We start from the raw sequence: 16,687 nt of genomic DNA, 5'->3' as shown, positions 1-16,687 counted from the left end.
GAGTTACTGCCGTGTCGTTGCTTTGTGTCACGAAGGACACACAGACTCAAGCCGACGGCGGCTGCAGCGGGATCCAGACCGCAAAGCGCGTGCCGACCCCGGGTTCAGAGTCCACCTCGATGCGGCCGCCGTGCTTCTGCACGATGGAGAAGGACAGGGACAGGCCCAGGCCCGTCCCCTGGCCGACAGGCTTGGTCGTGAAGAAGGGCTCGAAGATGCGCCGCTTGACCTCCTCGCTCATGCCGCTGCCCGTGTCCGCGACCTCGATGCAGACCCAGTCGCCTTCGGCGCGCGTGGCCAGCGTGATCGTGCCCCTTTCCTTGATGGCATGGGCCGCGTTGACGATGAGATTCATGAAGACCTGGTTGAGCTGCGCGGCGATGCAGTGCACCGGGGGCAGCACGGCGTAGTCCTTGCGGATCTCGGCCTTGTACTTGACCTCGTTCATGACGACGTTGAGCGTCGAGTCCAGCCCGGCGTTGAGGTCGGCGTCCTGCCAGTCGGCGTGGTCGACGCGGGAGAAGTCCTTCAGGTCCTGCACGATCTTCTTGACCCGCGACAGCCCCTCCTCGCTCTCGTCGAGCAACTGGGGCAGGTCCTCCTGCACGAAGCTCAGATCGACGGCGGCGTCCACCCGGTCGAGTTCAGCGCGCACATCGCCCGGCAGCTCGTCGGCGGGCGTCTTCTTCAGCAGCTCGAGCAGCGCGAAGACGGGTTGGACATAGCCGCGCAAAGAGCCGAGGTTGGAGCTGACGAAGCCGATGGGGTTGTTGATCTCATGGGCCACGCCGGCGGCGAGCTGGCCGATGGAAGCCATCTTCTCGGCTTGCAGCAGCTGGTTCTGCGCCTCCTCGAGCCGGTTGTTGGTCTGCTTGATGCGCTCGTAGTTCAGCTCCAGTTCACGCTGCACGCGGCGCACCTCGGTGCGATCCTGCAGCAGCCACCAGGTGCCCGCCGTCGGCTCCTGCGGGTTGGACACGTAGGCAATGATCTGCACCCACAGCGTGTTGCCGGCCAGCGTGCAGACCTCCATCTCGTGCAGCAGCGAGCCGCCCTGCGACAGCACGGGATAGGCGATCTGGCTCAGGGCTTCGAAGTCTTCGTCACTCTTGAACAGGCGGCGCGTCGGCAGCCCATGGGGCGAGACGTCACCGAGCTCGAACATCTCGATGAACTTCTTGTTGCCGCGCTGCACCCGCTGGTGAGCGGTAGCGACGATGCCCACCGACGCGTTCTCGAGGAAGGCCTCCAGCTCGTGATGGGTGCTGAGCAACTGGGCCGTACGGTCGGCGATCATGTTTTCGAGCTCGGCGCGGTGGCGGCGCAACTCGTCCTCAGCCTGGCGTCGCCGCGTGACATCCTGAAGCGTTTCGATGGCGCCGACGACATCTCCGTTCATGTCAATGATGGGCGCGGCGGTGAAGAAGAGCCAACTCCCCCCTTGACCGAAATCGGGAAAGAAGCTCTCGACTTCGTAGGCGTTGGCGATGTGAGGCGATGGGCGACATAGGCCGCCGTACAGGCGTGCATGCTCCTCCGCAACTCGCCCATCGACGATCAGTTCCGCCAGCAGCGGTCTGGCCCTGGGATAGAAGGCTCGCCAGGTGTCGTCGCGGCCCAGCATGAAGGCGGCTTCTCGGCCCGTCGTCTGGGCGCAGGCGGAATTCCAGTGCGTGACCCGGTGCTCCCTGTCGATGACGAACGTGGCGACCGGGCTGTTCTCGAGAATCTGGGTGAGCACACGGCCCATGTCCAGCAGGCTGTTCTGCACATGACGGATGTCGCTGAGGTCCTGCCCCGTCAGCACGACGCAGATCTGGTCGGGCAGCACGACGCGCTGGCCTTTGATCTCCAGCACCCGGCGCGCACCACTGCCCGTGCAAGCCTCGATTTCGATGGCCGGGAGCTCGCCTTCTTCACTCAAGCAGCGCTCGCCGTAGCGCTGCAGCTCCGAGGCATGTTCCGCTGTGGCCCATCCGTGCGGTGGCATCCGTTGCAACTCGTCCTCGCCATAGCCCAGCAGGCGCTGCATCGCAGCGTTCGCGAGCAGGATCTTGTCGGCGCCATGCACCAAGGTCGGCGTGGTGACCGCCTGCAGCGCAAGCCGGAAACCGTCGTGTAGCGGCCCTTGGCTCACAGCTCCACCTCGCCCAGATCCTCGAGGGCGAAGGAAGCATCGCTGCCCCACTTGACATTGGTGATACCCAGCATGATGCGGTCTATTCCTGAGCCCGGCTTTCCGTTGAGAAACAATGTAGGCACGTCGGCGCTGTTTGGTTAGTGGCTCAGCAGTCTTCGCAGCCCAGGTCCGACCAGCCAGGTCGTGTCGAGGCCGAGGTCGTCATGCCAGTGCCTCCTTAGCGCGAGCTCGTCAGCAGCCCGCGCACCGCTGCCAGCAATTGCTCGTTGACGAACGGCTTGGCGAGTGTTTCGTGGGCCCCCAGATCACGGGCTTCGCGCAGCCGCTGCTGCGACTCACCCGAAACCACCAGCACGCGCAGATCGGGCCGTGGCATGCTGTCCCGAAGGAAGCGCAGCACGCCGAAGCCATCCATACCCGGCATATGCAGGTCGAGCGTCATGAGGGAGGGGGCGAAGCTGTGCAGCAGCGAACCAGCCTGGAAGCCGTCGGTGGCGATCAGCGTGTCATAGCCCGCGGGGCGCAGCACGCGCTGGATCGCTCGAGCCATCGGGGCGTCGTCGTCAACGATGAGGACACGATTGGACGGAGCGGACGCCTCAGCTGCGGCCACGGGCTCGGGCAAGCCATGACGGCGCGTGAACTCCTGAAGGTCGGCCAGAGCGATCCGGTAGTCGCCCCGGCCGGGCAGGCGATAGGCCACCAGGTCGCCGCGCTCAATCCAACGGATCACAGTGCGGAAACTGACTCCACACCGCTGCCCGGCTTCTCGGGAGGTCAGGACAAGGGCCGTCGAGGGAGTGGGTTCAGAGGGCATGACATGCAAGCTTTGATGGATGAAGCCTCGCCGCCGCTGTGCTGCGTGGTTTGGTGCTCAACGCCGTGAAGGCCTGAGTTCAGTGGCCTGTCTGCGGTGTCACGTTAGTTCCGTTTGTCACGTGAGTCACGTTGATTCAATTGAGCGCCAACGCTTCCAAAATTCAAAGGAACTACTTCACGCAGTCGGCAGGAGCGTGCGCAATCGGGCTGACCGCATTCTTGAGGGCCCATGACAACCGGCACCGCTGCCATCACGGCATCGGGCGTCTGCCTCCTATGTCCAGGCCCTGCGATTCACGCAAGGACCTGTTGAGGCTTCACGGCTGGGTGGAGGCTGGCTGCACGGGAATCCAGACCGAGAAGCGCGTGCCGACCCCGGGCTTGGAGTCCACCTCGATGCGGCCGCCGTGCTTCTGCACGATGGAGAAGGACAGGGACAGGCCCAGGCCCGTCCCCTGGCCGACGGGCTTGGTCGTGAAGAAGGGCTCGAAGATGCGCCGCTTGACCTCCTCGCTCATGCCGCTGCCCGTGTCCGCGACTTCGATGCAGACCCAGTCGCCTTCGGCGCGCGTGGCCAGCGTGATCGTGCCCCTTTCCTTGATGGCATGGGCCGCGTTGACGATGAGATTCATGAAGACCTGGTTGAGCTGCGCGGCGATGCAGTGCACCGGGGGCAGCACGGCGTAGTCCTTGCGGATCTCGGCCTTGTACTTGACCTCGTTCATGACGACGTTGAGCGTCGAGTCCAGCCCGGCGTTGAGGTCGGCGTCCTGCCAGTCGGCGTGGTCGACGCGGGAGAAGTCCTTCAGGTCCTGCACGATCTTCTTGACCCGCGACAGCCCCTCCTCGCTCTCGTCGAGCAACTGGGGCAGGTCCTCCTGCACGAAGCTCAGATCGACGGCGGCGTCCACCCGGTCGAGTTCAGCGCGCACATCGCCCGGCAGCTCGTCGGCGGGCGTCTTCTTCAGCAGCTCGAGCAGCGCGAAGACGGGTTGGACATAGCCGCGCAAAGAGCCGAGGTTGGAGCTGACGAAGCCGATGGGGTTGTTGATCTCATGGGCCACGCCGGCGGCGAGCTGGCCGATGGAGGCCATCTTCTCGGACTGCAGCAGCTGGTTCTGGGCTTCCTCCAGCCGGAAGTTGGTCTGCTTGATGCGCTCGTAGTTCAGCTCCAGTTCCTGCTGCACGCGGCGCACCTCGGTGCGATCCTGCAGCAGCCACCACGTACCAGCCTCCGGGTCCGCGGGGTCGGCGGCATAGGCAATGATCTGCACCCACAGCGAGTTGCCGGCCAGCGTGCACAGCTCGGTCTCGTGCAGCATCGAACCGCCCTGGGACAGCACCGGCCTGGCCACCCAGCGCAAGGCTTCGTAGTCGGCATCGCTCTTGAACAGCCGGCGCGTCGGCAGGCCATGTGGCGCCACGTCACCCAGCTCGAACATCTCGATGAACTTCCGATTGCCGCGCTGCACCTGCTGGTTGGCGGTCGAGATGATGCCGACCGATGCATTCTCGAGAAAGGCCTCGAGTTCATGATGGGTGCTCAGCAGCTGGGCCGTCCGGTCCGCCACCATGGTTTCCAGCTCGGTGCGGTGCCGACGCAGTTCGCGTTCGGCCTCGCGCCGCCGGGTGACGTCCTGCAGCGTCTCGATGGCACCGACGACCTGGCCATGCGTGTCGAACAGCGGGGCGGCGGTGAAGAACAGCCAGCGGCCTTCGCGGCCGAAGTTGGGGAAGTAGCCTTCCACTTCGTAGGCGTCGGGCAGGTGCGGCGAGCGACTGCAGTGGCGGCCATAGAGGCGCTCGCATTCCTGCTCGACGGTGCCGTCCAGGATCAGGTCGGCCAGCAGCGGCCGCTGTTCGGGATAGAAGGCGCGCCAGGCGTCGTCGCGTCCCATCATGTCGGTGGCCTCGCGCTCGGTGAGCTGGGCGCAGGCAGCGTTCCACTGTGTGATGCGGTGCGACTTGTCGATGACGAAGGTCGCCACCGGGTTGTTTTCGATGATCTGGTAGAGCACGCGGCCGATGTCCAGCAGGCTGGTCTGCACATGGCGGATGTCGCTGAGATCCTGCCCGGTCAGTACCGCGCAGGGCTGGCTGTGGAGCATGACGCGATGCGCCTTGACTTCCAGCACGCGCCGCGAGCCGCTCCCCGTCAACGCCTCGATCTCGATCGCGGGCAGCTCGCCTTCCTCGGCCAGGCAGCGATGGCCATAGCTCTGCAGCTCGTCCGCGAACTCCGGCGCTGCCCAACCGTGCGGCGACATCTGCTGCAGCGCCTCCAGGCCATAGCCCAGCAGGCGCTCCATTGCCGTGTTGGCGAACAGGATGCGATCCGATCCATGCACAAGGGCTGGCGCACTGACGGCCTGCAGGGCGAGGCTGAAATCGGCCGTCAGCGCCGTCACCACTTCACCTCTTCATCCGGGTCCTCCAGGATGAACGAGCCGTCGCTGCCCCATTTCACATGGGTGATGCCGGGCTCAAGCCGCTCCAGGCGGCGCAGTTCCGCCTCCTGGGCGCTGAGCACGCCCATCTGCTGGCGGACCTGATCGGCCAGGCGTTGGTTCTCCAGCGTCAGCTCGCGGATGCGCAACACCTGGCGCACGGCGCTGAGCAGGTCGAAGTCGGCCCAGGGTTTGGAGATGAAGCGGGCGATCTCGGCCTCGTTGATGGCCGCCACCAGCGCATTCAGGTCGGCATAGCCGGACAGGATGATGCGCCCGCAGTCGGGCTGCACCTGGCGCAACTGGCTCAGGAATTCCACACCGGTCATGCCCGGCATGCGCTGGTCGGAGATGGCCAGCGCGAAAGCGCACTCGCGCGCCCGCGCCAGTGCCACTGCTGCGTCGGTGAAGCTTTCGACCTCGTAGCGCGCGCCGCCGGTGTCCTTCAATCCATTGCGCAACAGCCGCTGCAGCGCGCTGAGGATATGAGGCTCGTCATCGACGAGCAGGATGCGCTCGCTCATGTTGCACCTCCTTCGGGCAGCTTCACGAAGACATGCAGCTTCGCGCCCTCGCGGCCGGCGAATTCGCGCAGCTGTTTGACGACCCGCGTGTCGAATACGAAGCCTGCCGCCAGCAGCAGCGTGCCCTGCGGCGACAACAGGTCGCGCGACAGCACCATGCCGGGCATCACTTCGTGCGCCTGCAGCTCCCGGTCGCTGGGCTTCTCGGAGGGTTCGTCCTTGAGCGCCAGCTCGAAAGCCTCGACGACCGCCTTTTCGTAGCGCGTGCCAGCGCCGCCGAGGATCAGCGAATGCGCTTCGGCCGCCGAATGGCGCTTCAGCGACAGCCGCCCCGACTGGGCGGCGTAATAGTCGCAGGCCACGCTGACCACCTGCGCGCCAAGCGGTACCTCATCGCCGCTCAATGCATCGGGATAGCCCTTGCCGTCTATGCGTTCGTGGTGCGAGCGCACCAGGCGCGCCACGCGCTGCAGACGCCCCAGCGGCAGCAGCGCCGCCTCGCCATTGAGCGGGTAGCGGCGGTACAAGGCCAGCTCGTCACTGGACATGGCCGAGAGCGGTTTGCGCAGCATCGTGTCTGGAAAGCCGATCTTGCCGATCTCGTGCAGCAGGCCGGCGATGTAGATGTCTTCCTCCGCCGCCGTGCCCAGGTTGAGCCGCCGCGCCGTGCGGCGAGCCAGGTCGGCCACCTCGCGCGAGTAGCCCGCCATGCCGCCACCGCGCAGTTCGATCAGACCGGAGAACACGTTGATCGACAGCAGGAAGTTCTCCTGCAGTTGCGCGAACGAGGTCTCCAGCATCGCGTTGACCTGCTCCAGTTCGCTGGTCCTTGCCTTGACCCGCGCTGCCAGGTCGGCGTTCAAGGCCTGCAGTTCGTCGTTCTGCCTTTGAGTCAGCAGCTGCAGCGCGCGGTTCTCCTTTTCCAGCCGGCGGCGTTCCAGCCCGTCCTGCACGCACATCAGCAGTTCGCGGTCGTCCCAGGGCTTGGCGATGTAGCGGTGGATCTGCCCGCGGTTGATGGCCGCAACGGTCGAGCCGATGTCGGCATAACCTGTCAACAGGATGCGCCCGACCGTCGGCCAGCGTTGGTGCACCTGTTCGAGCAGCGCCGCACCGTCCATCTCCGGCATGCGCATGTCGGAAACGACGAGATCGACCGGCTCGGTCTCCAGCATGGCCAGCCCGGCCTTGCCGCTTTCGGCCAGCAACACCCTGTAACCTTGGGGCCGGAACAGGCGCCGCAGCGCGCTGAGAATCGATACCTCGTCGTCGACGAACAGCACGACTGGAGGGTCGGCGGCTTTTGCATCCATCGCATCGCTCCCATTCGAACGGCATCGCCGTTCGCGGCGACCAGCCGAGGCTAGCCGCCGCTTACTTGGGAGTTTAGGCAGATCGACTCGGCTGTGCTTGCCGAGTTTGTTCGAAAGATGTGGTCGGTGGATGCGGACTCAGACGGGCGCGATCTCCACCGCGACGCCCGAGAGCACTGCGTTGCCCGACAGCGGGTCCCGCGCCGTGTCGTCCAGCAGCTCATTCATGTTGACCCCCGGCCGCTCGCGAGCCACGCCGAGCACCACGCCGTCCAGGTCATGCCCCCAGCCATGCGGCAGGCTGACCACGCCGGGGCTCATGTCGGCGCTGCGCTCGACGCGGGCGATCAGTTCGCCCACGGCGCTCTTGATCTTGGCGAATTCCGAGAGGCCCAGGCGATCCGCATCGCCGGGGTTGACCAGCAGGGTGCAGCGGTCCGGCCCCTTGGCCAGCACGGGAAGGTTGTGCATCCAGCTGTTGCCCGAGCGTGTGTCGCGCCGGCCGATGAGGCTGAACTCGGGCGCCGGCTCGGTCTTGACCTCGGCCAGGTCGGCCAGCACCGACGGCGGGGCGAGTTCGATCTTGCCGCTGGGCGTGCGCAGGATCTCGGGGATGCGGGCGGTAAGCGCACCGAGGTCGATGCCGCCGCCTTCGACGGTGCTGGCGGCCTTGACCTTGGCCAGGTTGATGCCTTCGGGCTTGCGGCCGAACTGGTCGCCATAGGGCCCGACGCGCAGCTGCAGGTCGATGAGGCGCTCCGGGCCGCGCCAGGGCTTCAGCGCGGCGAGGACCGCGGGCGTCTGGTCGCCGGCAAAGCGGCGCACGTCGGACTCGATGGCCTCGTCGTCGAGCTGGGCCACGTCGACATCCAGGCCGCGGCCCTCCAGCAAGGCACACAGGCGCAGGATGGTCTGCCATTCCTGTGGCGTGCCGGCCGGGGCGTCGAAGACGGGGCCGGAGAAGCGCGCATGGTTGCGGTGGCTGAGCTGCGGGAAGGCGACGTCGTAGTGCAGGTCTTCCAGCGGCGACAGGCCCGGCAGGATGACGTCGGCATGGCGGCTGGTCTCGTTGACGTAGATGTCCATGCTGAGCATGAAGTCCAGGCTGTCCAGCGCCTTGGCGATGCGCGGGCCGCCGGGGGCCGACAGCACGGGGTTGCTGGCGATCGTGATCAGCGCCTTGATCTGGCCTTCGCCCGGCGTCTCCATCTCCTCGGCCATCACGGTGATGGGCAGCTCGCCGAAGACCTCGGGCGCACCCGAGACGCGGCTCCGGCGCCGGCCGGTCGTGATGCCCTTGCCGCTGCCGGGCTTGCCTTGCGTATTGGGCGCAAAGGCGGCGGCCTTGGCGAACATCGCACCGCCTTCGCGGTCGAGGTTGCCGGTCAGCGCATTGATGAGATCGACCAGCCAGGAATTGACCGTGCCGAAGCGCGTCGTACAGGTGCCGATGCGGCCATAGACGGCGGCATGCGGTGCGGCGGCGATCTCGCGGGCGATGCGGCGCTGCGTCACGGCCGGAATGCCGCAGCCGGCGGCGGTGACTTCGGGCGCAAATGGCAGCACGGCGGCGCGGGCTTCCTCCAGGCCGTTGACGTGTCCTTCGAGACGGCCCAGCTTGACGAGGTTCTCATCGAACAGCGTGTGCGCAATGCCGGCCAGCAGCAGCGCGTCGCCGCCGGGGCGGATGGCCAGGTGTTCGTCGGCCGCCGCGGCCGTCTCGCTGCGGCGCGGGTCGACAACGACGATGCGCCCGCCGCGCGCTCGCATGGCCTTGGCCTTGCCGCGGTAGTCGGGCACCGTCCACAGGCTGCCGTTGCTGATCATCGGGTTGCCGCCGAGGATGAGCAGATAGTCGCAGCGCTCGATGTCGGGCAGGGGAATGCTGAGCCAGTGGCCGAACATCAGGCCGGCACTGAGCTGCTTGGGCATCTGGTCCAGCGTCGAGGCGCTGTAGGCATTGCGCGTGCCCAGGGCCCGCACCAGGCGCGGCGTGTAGGCCAAGAGACTCACCTTGTGGGCGGCCGGGTTGCCGATGGTCAGGGCCACCGAGTCCGGCCCCTTTTCACGCCAGATCGGCAGCAGGCGCTTCTCGATCTCGGCAAAGGCTTCGTCCCAGCTCGCCTCGACGAACTTGCCGTCGCGCTTGATCAGCGGCGTGCGCAGGCGGTCGGGGTCCTCATGCAGGTCCTTCAGGCTGACGCCCTTGGGGCAGAGATAGCCGTGGCTGAAGACGTCCTGGTCGGCGCCGCGGATGCTGATGACCTTGGCGCCTTCGGTCTTCACCTCCAGGCCGCAGCAGGCCTCGCACAGGGGGCAGATGCGGTAATGGCTTTCGGGCATGGCAAGTCTCCTGGTCGATCTTTCGACCGATTCTGAGGGGAGGAGACTAGCCCTGGCGTCAACCCGGCGACATGACGTGCCGGGTCATTGACCGCGCCCGCCTCAAGCCGCCGGCCAGACGATCTCGCGCCCGGCGCCGTGATGCAGCGTCCACAGGCCGGCGTCGACTCCCGCCCGCAGTTCGCGGATGTCCGCATGCGAGCCGGGTGGCCGGGCGCCCGGTGTGATGCCGACCCAGAGGTTGCGGCCGCTGGCCTTGGCGACATAGAGGCATTGGTCGGCCAGGGCCAGAGTGTCGTTCCAGTCCACTGCCGCCTCGCCGTCGCCCTGCCGTTGCAGGGGATGGCAGGCGTAGCCTATGGAGCAGGTCTTGCGCAGCACCTGGCCGTCACCGAGCAGGAAGTCGTGGCCGGCGACGCCGGCACGCAGCCGCTCGGCGAGCACATGGATGCCAGCCGCATGGGTCTGGCGGGCCAGCACGAGGAATTCCTCGCCACCCCAACGCACCAGCGTGTCCGATTCACGCAGCAGCCCGTGCAGCACGGCCGCGCATTGCTTCAGTACGGCATCGCCGGCCGCGTGGCCATGCACGTCGTTGACGGCCTTGAAATGGTCGACGTCGATCATCATGAAGACGACATCGGCATTGGTCGCCGCGTCGCCGGCATTGCTGCGCAGGCGGCGCGCTTGCGCCAGATCTTCGTGCAGGGTGTCGACCAGATGGCGGCGATTGCGCAGGCCGGTCAGGGGGTCGGAGAAGGCCATGTCGCGCATCGCCTGGTAGGCGCGCTTGACGTGATGCCGGCTGACGGCCGCGATGACGGCCGCCGCCAGCCCGGCCGCCGCGGCCAGGGCCAGCACCCAGCGGAAGCGCCGTTGGTACTTTGTTTCCTGCTCCAGCGCGTCGATCTGGCGTCGGCGCTTGTCGGCCTCGTAGGCCGCATTGGCGTCGGTGATGCGCTTCTGGTCGGCCGCCTTGCGCACCTCGTCGGTCATGCGCTTGAACTGCACCGCGGCCTCGTAGGCCCGCGGGTAGTCGTGGGCAAAGGCCAGTTCCTCGGCGAGCAGGCCCTGCACGTCGGCGGCATTGGCGGCCATGCCGGGCGTGGAAGCGAAGGCGGCGATGGCCTTGCGCATCCAGTCGAGCCCCTCGGGCCGGCCCAGTCGGTTCAGGGCGATGCCCTTGTTGACCCAGCAGACCCACAGCGGCTCCTGGCCGCCGCTGCGCTCCACCAGGGGAATGGCTTCCTCGGCATAGGCCAGGGCGGCGGGGTAGTCCTTCTTCTGCAGGGCCACGTCGGCCAGATTGGTCGCGGCGACGGCGGCATTGGCGGGGCGCAGTTCCTCCCTGGCGGCGGCCCGGGCCTTCAGCAAGCCCGCCAGTTGTTCATCGGGCCGGCCCAGCAGGCCCAGGAAATGGGCCTTGCGCAGGTAGTAGCTGGACAGGGCCGAGCGGTCTGCCGCGGCCTCCGAGGCGTCGATGGCGCGCTGCACCGTGCGCAGGGCCTCGTCGATGCGGCCGGAGCGCGAATGGACCAGCGCCATGGCGGTCAGGGCCTGCGAGAACTCGAACACAGCGTCGGGGCGCTCGTCGAGGATGCGCAGGGCCTGGACCAGCAGCTCCGTGGCCTCGGGCAGCCGCCCCAGCCCCATCATGGCCGTGCCTGCAAGCCGCCAGACATCGGCCGCCAGCAGGCGCGCATCGGCGTCTGGGCCGTCGGCCGCCAGGGTCGGCAACTGGGCCGCGACGTTCTCATAGCGCGTGAGGACCTCGCGATGGCGGCGCGCCTCGACGAGGGCGCGCATCGCAAGGCGGTCGAAGTGCAGGCTTTCCCGCGCATCCGTCGCCTGCTGCCGACCCGTCGCCGTCTCGGCCAGGACTTCGTCGGTCCGGTCGAGACGGATCAGGTCGTTCACCAGGCGGATGCGCAGCCAGTTTCGGTCTTGCTGCTTCAAGCCGCCCGCCGCGAGCGCCTGCCGCGCCAGCTCGATGGAGGCCATGGGCCGTCGACGGTCGTCGGCCTCGATCTTGCGCTTCACGCTGGCCAGATCCGGCTTCGCTTCCTGCCGGGCCGTGCTGGCCGCGGCGACGGGCTGTGCTTGCGCCAGGCCTGGCCAACCCATGGCAAAGCACATCGCAAGGGCCGCCGTCCCGGCGGCAGTGCGCCGGCCTGGCCTGCTTGGCTTGTGCTTCATGTCCGCGGTGATCGAATGCCCCGCTCCAAGTCTAGGAGGGCCGTGCCCATGCAGGCGCGCCCGGCAGCGCTGCCCGCGTCACCGGCGTGCAGGATGTCGCGCTGCCGCCGGCCGTTACCAGTTGCCGATGCTGGGGTTTTCGTACTTGAACTCGTTGGGCACGCCGGCGTCGAAGTTGGTGTACGAAAAGGACATGCTCATCTCCAGCGACGACACCTGATGCCACCAGCCCAGCGGCAGGAAGAGGGTGTCGCCGGGCTCCAGCACCGTCTCCAGCACGACGGCCTCGCGCAGCCGTGGGTAGCGGTTGAAGTCCGGCGCGTCGAGGTCGATGGGGCTGTAGACGCCCATGCGGTTGTAGAGCAGCGGCGTCTGCAGCGGCGACACGAAGCGCCAGCGCTTGCGGCCGACGACCTGGGTGTGGAAGAGCATCAGCGTGTCGTGATGCAGGGGCGTGCGCGTGCCGGCCGGGCCGAACCAGAAGGAGGCGGCGGTGTGCAGCAGGGCCGGGTCGCAGATGGGCGGCATGCGGCCGATGTCCTGCAGCAGCGGCATGAACTCGGGCCGGCGCAGCATCTCGTCGTTGGCCGTCAGATAGTGGTCGTTGGTGGCGCCGCCGTTGACGACGAGGTCGGCGAACTCCGACACCTTCATGCGTTGGCGCAGCTTTTCCTTGTTCTGCTCGAACAGGGTGTCGGTGTTGCGGCCCACCTGCACGTCGACCTCGAGATGGCCGAAGCGCGCACTCAGGTCGGCCGGCGACCAGCGCTTCATGGCCGGCCAGTCCTCGGCGATGTCGGTCAGCATGACGGGCCGGCAGCCGTAGACATAGCGCTGCAGGAATTCATCGCGCCCGACGCCGCGGCGCTTCTCGACGACGGCATAGGCCGGGTCCTGCTGCCAGACCTTCTGCAGGTTGTTGCAGACCGACTCCAGCTTGCGCAGCATCTGCTGCTGGCGGCGCGCGGCCTGGAAGACCGGATCCTGCTCGATCTGGCCGATGGCGGCGGCGGCCGTCTCGGTGTCCTGGCCGGCCGTGATCATGGTGTCCAGCATGGAGGCGGGCGCGCAGTCCCAGAGCCGGTTGTCGGCCACCCACAGCAGCCAGTCGGGCGTCAGGTCGAGCAGGGCCGCGGGGCGGGGCCGGGGCGGGGGCTTGATCGGGGAGAGCGTCATGGCGGCAAGGGGTGTAAGCGGGCCAGCGAGCGGCATTGTGAGGGGGCCGCAACTGGTATTGCCGGGACGGGTTAGGGGCAGGGGTGCAGCCACTCTTGCAGCTGTTGCAACACGGCCGGATCGGTCTGCAAGGCCAGATGGCCCAGGCCGGTAAAAAGGGCGGTGTCGGTGAAGGCCAGGCGGCGGGCTGGCGAGCGGTGCTGGCCGAGTGCGCTGGCCACCGGGACCAGGCCGTCGCCCAGCCAGCGGGCCGGCGAGCCACCCGGTTTCTTCGATGTCGTGGCGGCGACCGCGTAGCAGGCCACGCCTTCGGGCAGCGGCAGCACGCTGGCCTTGCCGGCGTCAGCTTCGAGTAGGCTGGCATGGCGCAGATCGCGGATGCCCGCGCTGCGCCGCGCGGCCAGCAGGGCCAAGGGCCGCGAATAGGCGCTGACATCGAGCAGCTGCTGCACCTGTTGGCCACCGCGTTCCAGCGGTGCGCCCTGGTGCGGCGTGCCGAGTGTGACCAGGGCCTGCAGCCGCTGGCGCCAGCGCCGCCGGCCGGCCTGGGCGATGGCACTGCGAATGACCAGTCCACCCATGCTGTGGCCGAGCAGCGTGATCGGACCGGGCACGGCATCGAGCAGCTTGGCCAGTTCGGCGCCGTTTCTCCAGATGGGGCGGCCGCTGTTGTAGCGCAGGCCCAGTGGCTGGTAGCCCAGGGCGGCGAGGGCGGCAGGAAAATCGGCGCCGTCACGCCGCCATTGCGCCTCGTTCATGCACAGGCCGTGCAGCATGACAAGGGCCGGACCCGTCGCACCATCCACGAGCGGGTAAAGGCGCATCGTCGTGGCCAGCGGATTGGCGGTGTCTTCGAGGTAGTCGCCCAGCACGCCGTTCAGTGCCGCCTGCACGGCGTTGGCACGGTCGGCTTCGGCTTGGCCCAACAGCGGCGTCAACGCACCAAGGGCCAGGTCCAGCCCACCGCCGACCAGCTTCGTCACACCGCGCACGCTGCGGTAGACCAGGCCGGTGATGCCCAAGGTGCGCTCGCGTTTTTTCGTCAGCGGCAGCCGGGAGATCTCGGCATGCACGGCCTCGACGAGGTTGGTGACGCCGGTGGTGGCGTCGACGGCGAGGCGGCTGGCGCCGCGGAGCTGCTGGGGGTTGGGCATGGACGCATCATGCCGCTGATGTTGTGTGGGGTGCTTTGGCGTAGAGCAGCGTCTGCTCGTTGCATTGCCGGGAGTCCGTCCCGGCGGCCGGGTAACTTTCTTCTGCGGGGCCAGAAGAAAGTCACCAAAGAAGAGGCCCTGAACCGCATACGACCGCGACGCCACGATGAGCGGCGCGCGAAAACAACCAGCGGCATCGCGGGAAGAAGCGAACCGCTGCGCTCTCGCGTCTGACTTGTCACGAGCACCATCCATCGCGCCAGCAGCCCGTCCGACGCGCGGCTGCACGCCGTGCTCACGAGCAAAAGCGAATGCGGCGTCGCTCGGGCGACGCGGCTGCTCGGTATTCCTGATGAGCCCGGCGTGCAGCCGGCGTTAACCGGCCTGAAGAGGCGATGGATGGTGCTCTGCACAGGGACAGCAGCGAGAGCGCAGCGGGTCGCTTGGGGGCGAGTCCCAATCCGAGCAACGCGGGCGCATGCCACCTCTCGAGTGCGGATTGCATTCAGCGCTCCTCTTTTGGTGACTTTTCTCTGGCGCGTCAGAGAAAAGTTACCCGCCCTGCCGGGGCGGACTCCCGGCTCACTGCAACGAGTCGAAAGGCTCTTCGCAAAGGCAACCTAAAAACCAAAACCTCACATCTGCCGAAACAGATGCGCACAACTCTCCGCCACCAGCAGCATCTCCGTGCCGTGCTTCAACTTGATCTGCATGCGGCCGCGAAAGTCCCGGCTCACACTCGCAATGGCGTTCACATTGACCAGCGTCGAGCGATGGATCTGCCAGAACTGTTGCGGGTCGAGCTCGTCGATGAGCTCCTTCAGCGGCTTGCGGATCAGGGCCTCGCCGTCCTTCAAGGCCAGGCGCGTGTACTTGTTGTCGCTCTGGAAGAACATCACCTCGTCGACGGTGATGAGTCTGAGGGTCTGGCCCACCGAGGCATTGATCCAGCGCAGCGGCGCCCGCACGGCCGAGGGCGTGGCGGCGGGCCTCGCGCCGAGCTGGTCCAGCACGCCGCCCAGCTGGGCCGGCGCCTGGCCCAGCCGCGCCTTCAATCGCGAGATGGCCGTGAACAGGCGGGCACCGGCCAGCGGCTTGAGCAGGTAGTCGACGGCGCCCTGGTCGAAGGCGGCGATGGCGTACTGGTCATAGGCGGTGACGAAGACGACATGGGCGCGGCCGTTGACCTGGCGGGCCACGTCGATGCCGGTGGCGCCGGGCATCTCGATGTCGAGGAAGAGGATGTCGGGCTGGTGTTCGTCGAGCAGGCGCAGCGCTTCCAGGCCGTCCGCGGCCTCGCCAACGATGCTCAGGTCGGGCCAGAGCTTGCCGAGCTGCTCGACCAGCTCGCCGCGCAGCGGGGCTTCGTCTTCGGCGACCACCGCGGTCGGTGCAATCAGACTCATGGCGGCAATTCCAGCATGAACTCGGTGCGGCCGTCGCCGCTGGTGCAGACGAGTTTGGCGTCCAGCACGGCCAGGCGCTCGCGCAGGGAGGCGAGGTCCTCGTCCTCGCTGCACAGGCCGGGTTGATCAAAGCCCAGCGTGATGCCTTGCTCGGCCTTCAGCCAGCAGCGCCTGGGATGGCCCAGGCGCACGGCGCGCTGCACCAGCGGCAACAGCAGCATGGGCGGCAGCTGCGTGGCGCCGCGCGAGCCGAGTTCGCATTCGAAGACGGGTGGGTCGCCGTTGAGGTCGCGCAGCAGGTCGAGGTAGCTGGCGATCAGCTCCGCCTCGCCGCCCAGCGTCGCGCCGGCATCACGCAGCCGCGGCAGCGCCACGCGCAGATGGCGGATCAGCCGCTCCAGCCGGGCGCTGGCGCCGGGGTCGTCGCGGCCATAGGCCTGCTCGACGGAGACCAGGGCGTCGAACAGCAGGGCCGGGTCGACCTGGGCCTGCAGGGCCGCCAGGCGCGAGGCCAGGGCATGGCGGCGCAGCTGGCTGTGCTCGCGCAGCAGGTCCTGGGCGGCCTGGTCCTGGCGGCGGCGCAGGGTGCGAAATTCCAGCACGCCGACGATCATCAGTGCCGGCATGAAGACCCACAGCGTGTCGCCGATGATGGCGTTGATGCGGAACATCGTGCACTTCATCTTGCCGTGGGTCTGGGCATAGATGTCGCACAGCGACGGCCAGGGCAGGGCGGCGGCCAGCGGATAGATGACGCCCATGGACAGCACCGCGCCCAGGGCGGTGGCTGCCACCAGGCGCTGGCGCCGTGCCGGGTGGGCCGGATGGCTGCGCGCGGCCGGCAGCCAGCACAGCAGCAGCACGGCGCAGCTGATCAGCGGCAGGCTCAACTGGCGGGCAATCACGGGCAGCAACTGGTCGCCGACGCGCAGCTCCAGCAGCGAGGTCAGGTCGATGGCGCCGAAGAGCAGGCCTGCGCTGACAAAGACCAGGGCCTCGGGCCAACGCAGCGAGCGCCAGGATTGCCAGACATGCCGGATCATCTCGTGGACTCCAGCTGCGTTCGCGGGCCGAGCGCTGGGCCGCTCCCGAGCCGGCCCGTCTGGCGATGTGCTTGTCGGTCAATCCGGCAAGCATCGCCGTCCCCTCGGGGGATCGACTGGGCTTGC

General features: G+C 67.6%; 12 protein-coding genes. All 12 read right to left on the bottom strand.

Annotated elements, in window-relative coordinates; translation table 11 throughout:
• Nucleotides 1–46: 46 nt before the first annotated feature.
• The 12 genes from J2X20_RS09885 to J2X20_RS09830 all read right to left on the bottom strand — a co-directional run bounded on the left by J2X20_RS09885 (nt 47) and on the right by J2X20_RS09830 (nt 16,561).
• On the bottom strand, nt 47–2,137 hold the full coding sequence (locus J2X20_RS09885; RefSeq protein ID WP_310263892.1) for an ATP-binding protein: 2,091 nt from the start codon (nt 2,135–2,137) through the stop codon (nt 47–49).
• Complete coding sequence (locus J2X20_RS09880) at nt 2,134–2,262, bottom strand: hypothetical protein (protein ID WP_310263891.1); 129 nt, start codon at nt 2,260–2,262, stop codon at nt 2,134–2,136. The genes J2X20_RS09885 and J2X20_RS09880 overlap by 4 nt, the downstream gene beginning before the upstream one ends.
• A gap of 95 nt (nt 2,263–2,357) precedes the next feature.
• Nucleotides 2,358–2,957: a response regulator gene (locus J2X20_RS09875; protein ID WP_310263890.1), complete on the bottom strand. Its 600-nt coding sequence runs from the start codon at nt 2,955–2,957 to the stop codon at nt 2,358–2,360.
• 319 nt (nt 2,958–3,276) lie between these two features.
• On the bottom strand, nt 3,277–5,367 hold the full coding sequence (locus J2X20_RS09870) for an ATP-binding protein (protein ID WP_310263887.1): 2,091 nt from the start codon (nt 5,365–5,367) through the stop codon (nt 3,277–3,279).
• Nucleotides 5,364–5,930, bottom strand: a complete 567-nt coding sequence (locus J2X20_RS09865; RefSeq protein ID WP_310263885.1) for a response regulator — start codon at nt 5,928–5,930, stop codon at nt 5,364–5,366. Before J2X20_RS09865 ends, J2X20_RS09870 begins: the two co-directional genes overlap by 4 nt.
• The gene (gene nosR, locus J2X20_RS09860; protein WP_310263883.1) at nt 5,927–7,243 is read right to left on the bottom strand and encodes a response regulator c-di-GMP phosphodiesterase, NosR family; all 1,317 of its coding nucleotides are present in this window, start codon (nt 7,241–7,243) and stop codon (nt 5,927–5,929) included. Before nosR ends, J2X20_RS09865 begins: the two co-directional genes overlap by 4 nt.
• A gap of 138 nt (nt 7,244–7,381) precedes the next feature.
• Entirely contained in the window at nt 7,382–9,586 is a 2,205-nt protein-coding gene (locus J2X20_RS09855; RefSeq protein WP_310263881.1) for a molybdopterin-dependent oxidoreductase, read from the bottom strand.
• A 102-nt stretch (nt 9,587–9,688) separates the two neighbouring features.
• Complete coding sequence (locus J2X20_RS09850) at nt 9,689–11,710, bottom strand: GGDEF domain-containing protein (RefSeq protein ID WP_310263879.1); 2,022 nt, start codon at nt 11,708–11,710, stop codon at nt 9,689–9,691.
• Between the two features lie 186 nt (nt 11,711–11,896).
• Complete coding sequence (locus J2X20_RS09845; protein WP_310263877.1) at nt 11,897–12,958, bottom strand: cupin-like domain-containing protein; 1,062 nt, start codon at nt 12,956–12,958, stop codon at nt 11,897–11,899.
• A gap of 71 nt (nt 12,959–13,029) precedes the next feature.
• Nucleotides 13,030–14,112, bottom strand: a complete 1,083-nt coding sequence (locus tag J2X20_RS09840; protein WP_310263875.1) for a lipase family alpha/beta hydrolase — start codon at nt 14,110–14,112, stop codon at nt 13,030–13,032.
• Nucleotides 14,113–14,747: 635 nt separating this feature from the next.
• Complete coding sequence (locus J2X20_RS09835) at nt 14,748–15,518, bottom strand: LytR/AlgR family response regulator transcription factor (protein WP_310263873.1); 771 nt, start codon at nt 15,516–15,518, stop codon at nt 14,748–14,750.
• Nucleotides 15,515–16,561, bottom strand: a complete 1,047-nt coding sequence (locus J2X20_RS09830; protein ID WP_310263870.1) for a sensor histidine kinase — start codon at nt 16,559–16,561, stop codon at nt 15,515–15,517. Before J2X20_RS09830 ends, J2X20_RS09835 begins: the two co-directional genes overlap by 4 nt.
• Nucleotides 16,562–16,687: the final 126 nt, after the last annotated feature.

It is taken from the genome of Roseateles saccharophilus (assembly GCF_031458095.1).
Classification (GTDB): Bacteria; Pseudomonadota; Gammaproteobacteria; order Burkholderiales; family Burkholderiaceae_C; genus Pelomonas; species Pelomonas saccharophila_A.
This window is presented reverse-complemented; position numbering and strand designations above follow the sequence as displayed.

Excerpts from the sequence above, each read along its gene's own strand:
- J2X20_RS09875 (WP_310263890.1), bottom strand. The coding sequence starts at position 2,957 with ATGCCCTCTGAACCCACTCCCTCGACGGCCCTTGTCCTGACCTCCCGA.
- J2X20_RS09865 (WP_310263885.1), bottom strand. The coding sequence starts at position 5,930 with ATGAGCGAGCGCATCCTGCTCGTCGATGACGAGCCTCATATCCTCAGC.
- nosR (WP_310263883.1), bottom strand. The coding sequence starts at position 7,243 with ATGGATGCAAAAGCCGCCGACCCTCCAGTCGTGCTGTTCGTCGACGAC.
- J2X20_RS09855 (WP_310263881.1), bottom strand. The coding sequence starts at position 9,586 with ATGCCCGAAAGCCATTACCGCATCTGCCCCCTGTGCGAGGCCTGCTGC.
- J2X20_RS09850 (WP_310263879.1), bottom strand. The coding sequence starts at position 11,710 with ATGGGTTGGCCAGGCCTGGCGCAAGCACAGCCCGTCGCCGCGGCCAGC.
- J2X20_RS09845 (WP_310263877.1), bottom strand. The coding sequence starts at position 12,958 with ATGACGCTCTCCCCGATCAAGCCCCCGCCCCGGCCCCGCCCCGCGGCC.
- J2X20_RS09840 (WP_310263875.1), bottom strand. The coding sequence starts at position 14,112 with ATGCCCAACCCCCAGCAGCTCCGCGGCGCCAGCCGCCTCGCCGTCGAC.
- J2X20_RS09835 (WP_310263873.1), bottom strand. The coding sequence starts at position 15,518 with ATGAGTCTGATTGCACCGACCGCGGTGGTCGCCGAAGACGAAGCCCCG.
- J2X20_RS09830 (WP_310263870.1), bottom strand. The coding sequence starts at position 16,561 with ATGATCCGGCATGTCTGGCAATCCTGGCGCTCGCTGCGTTGGCCCGAG.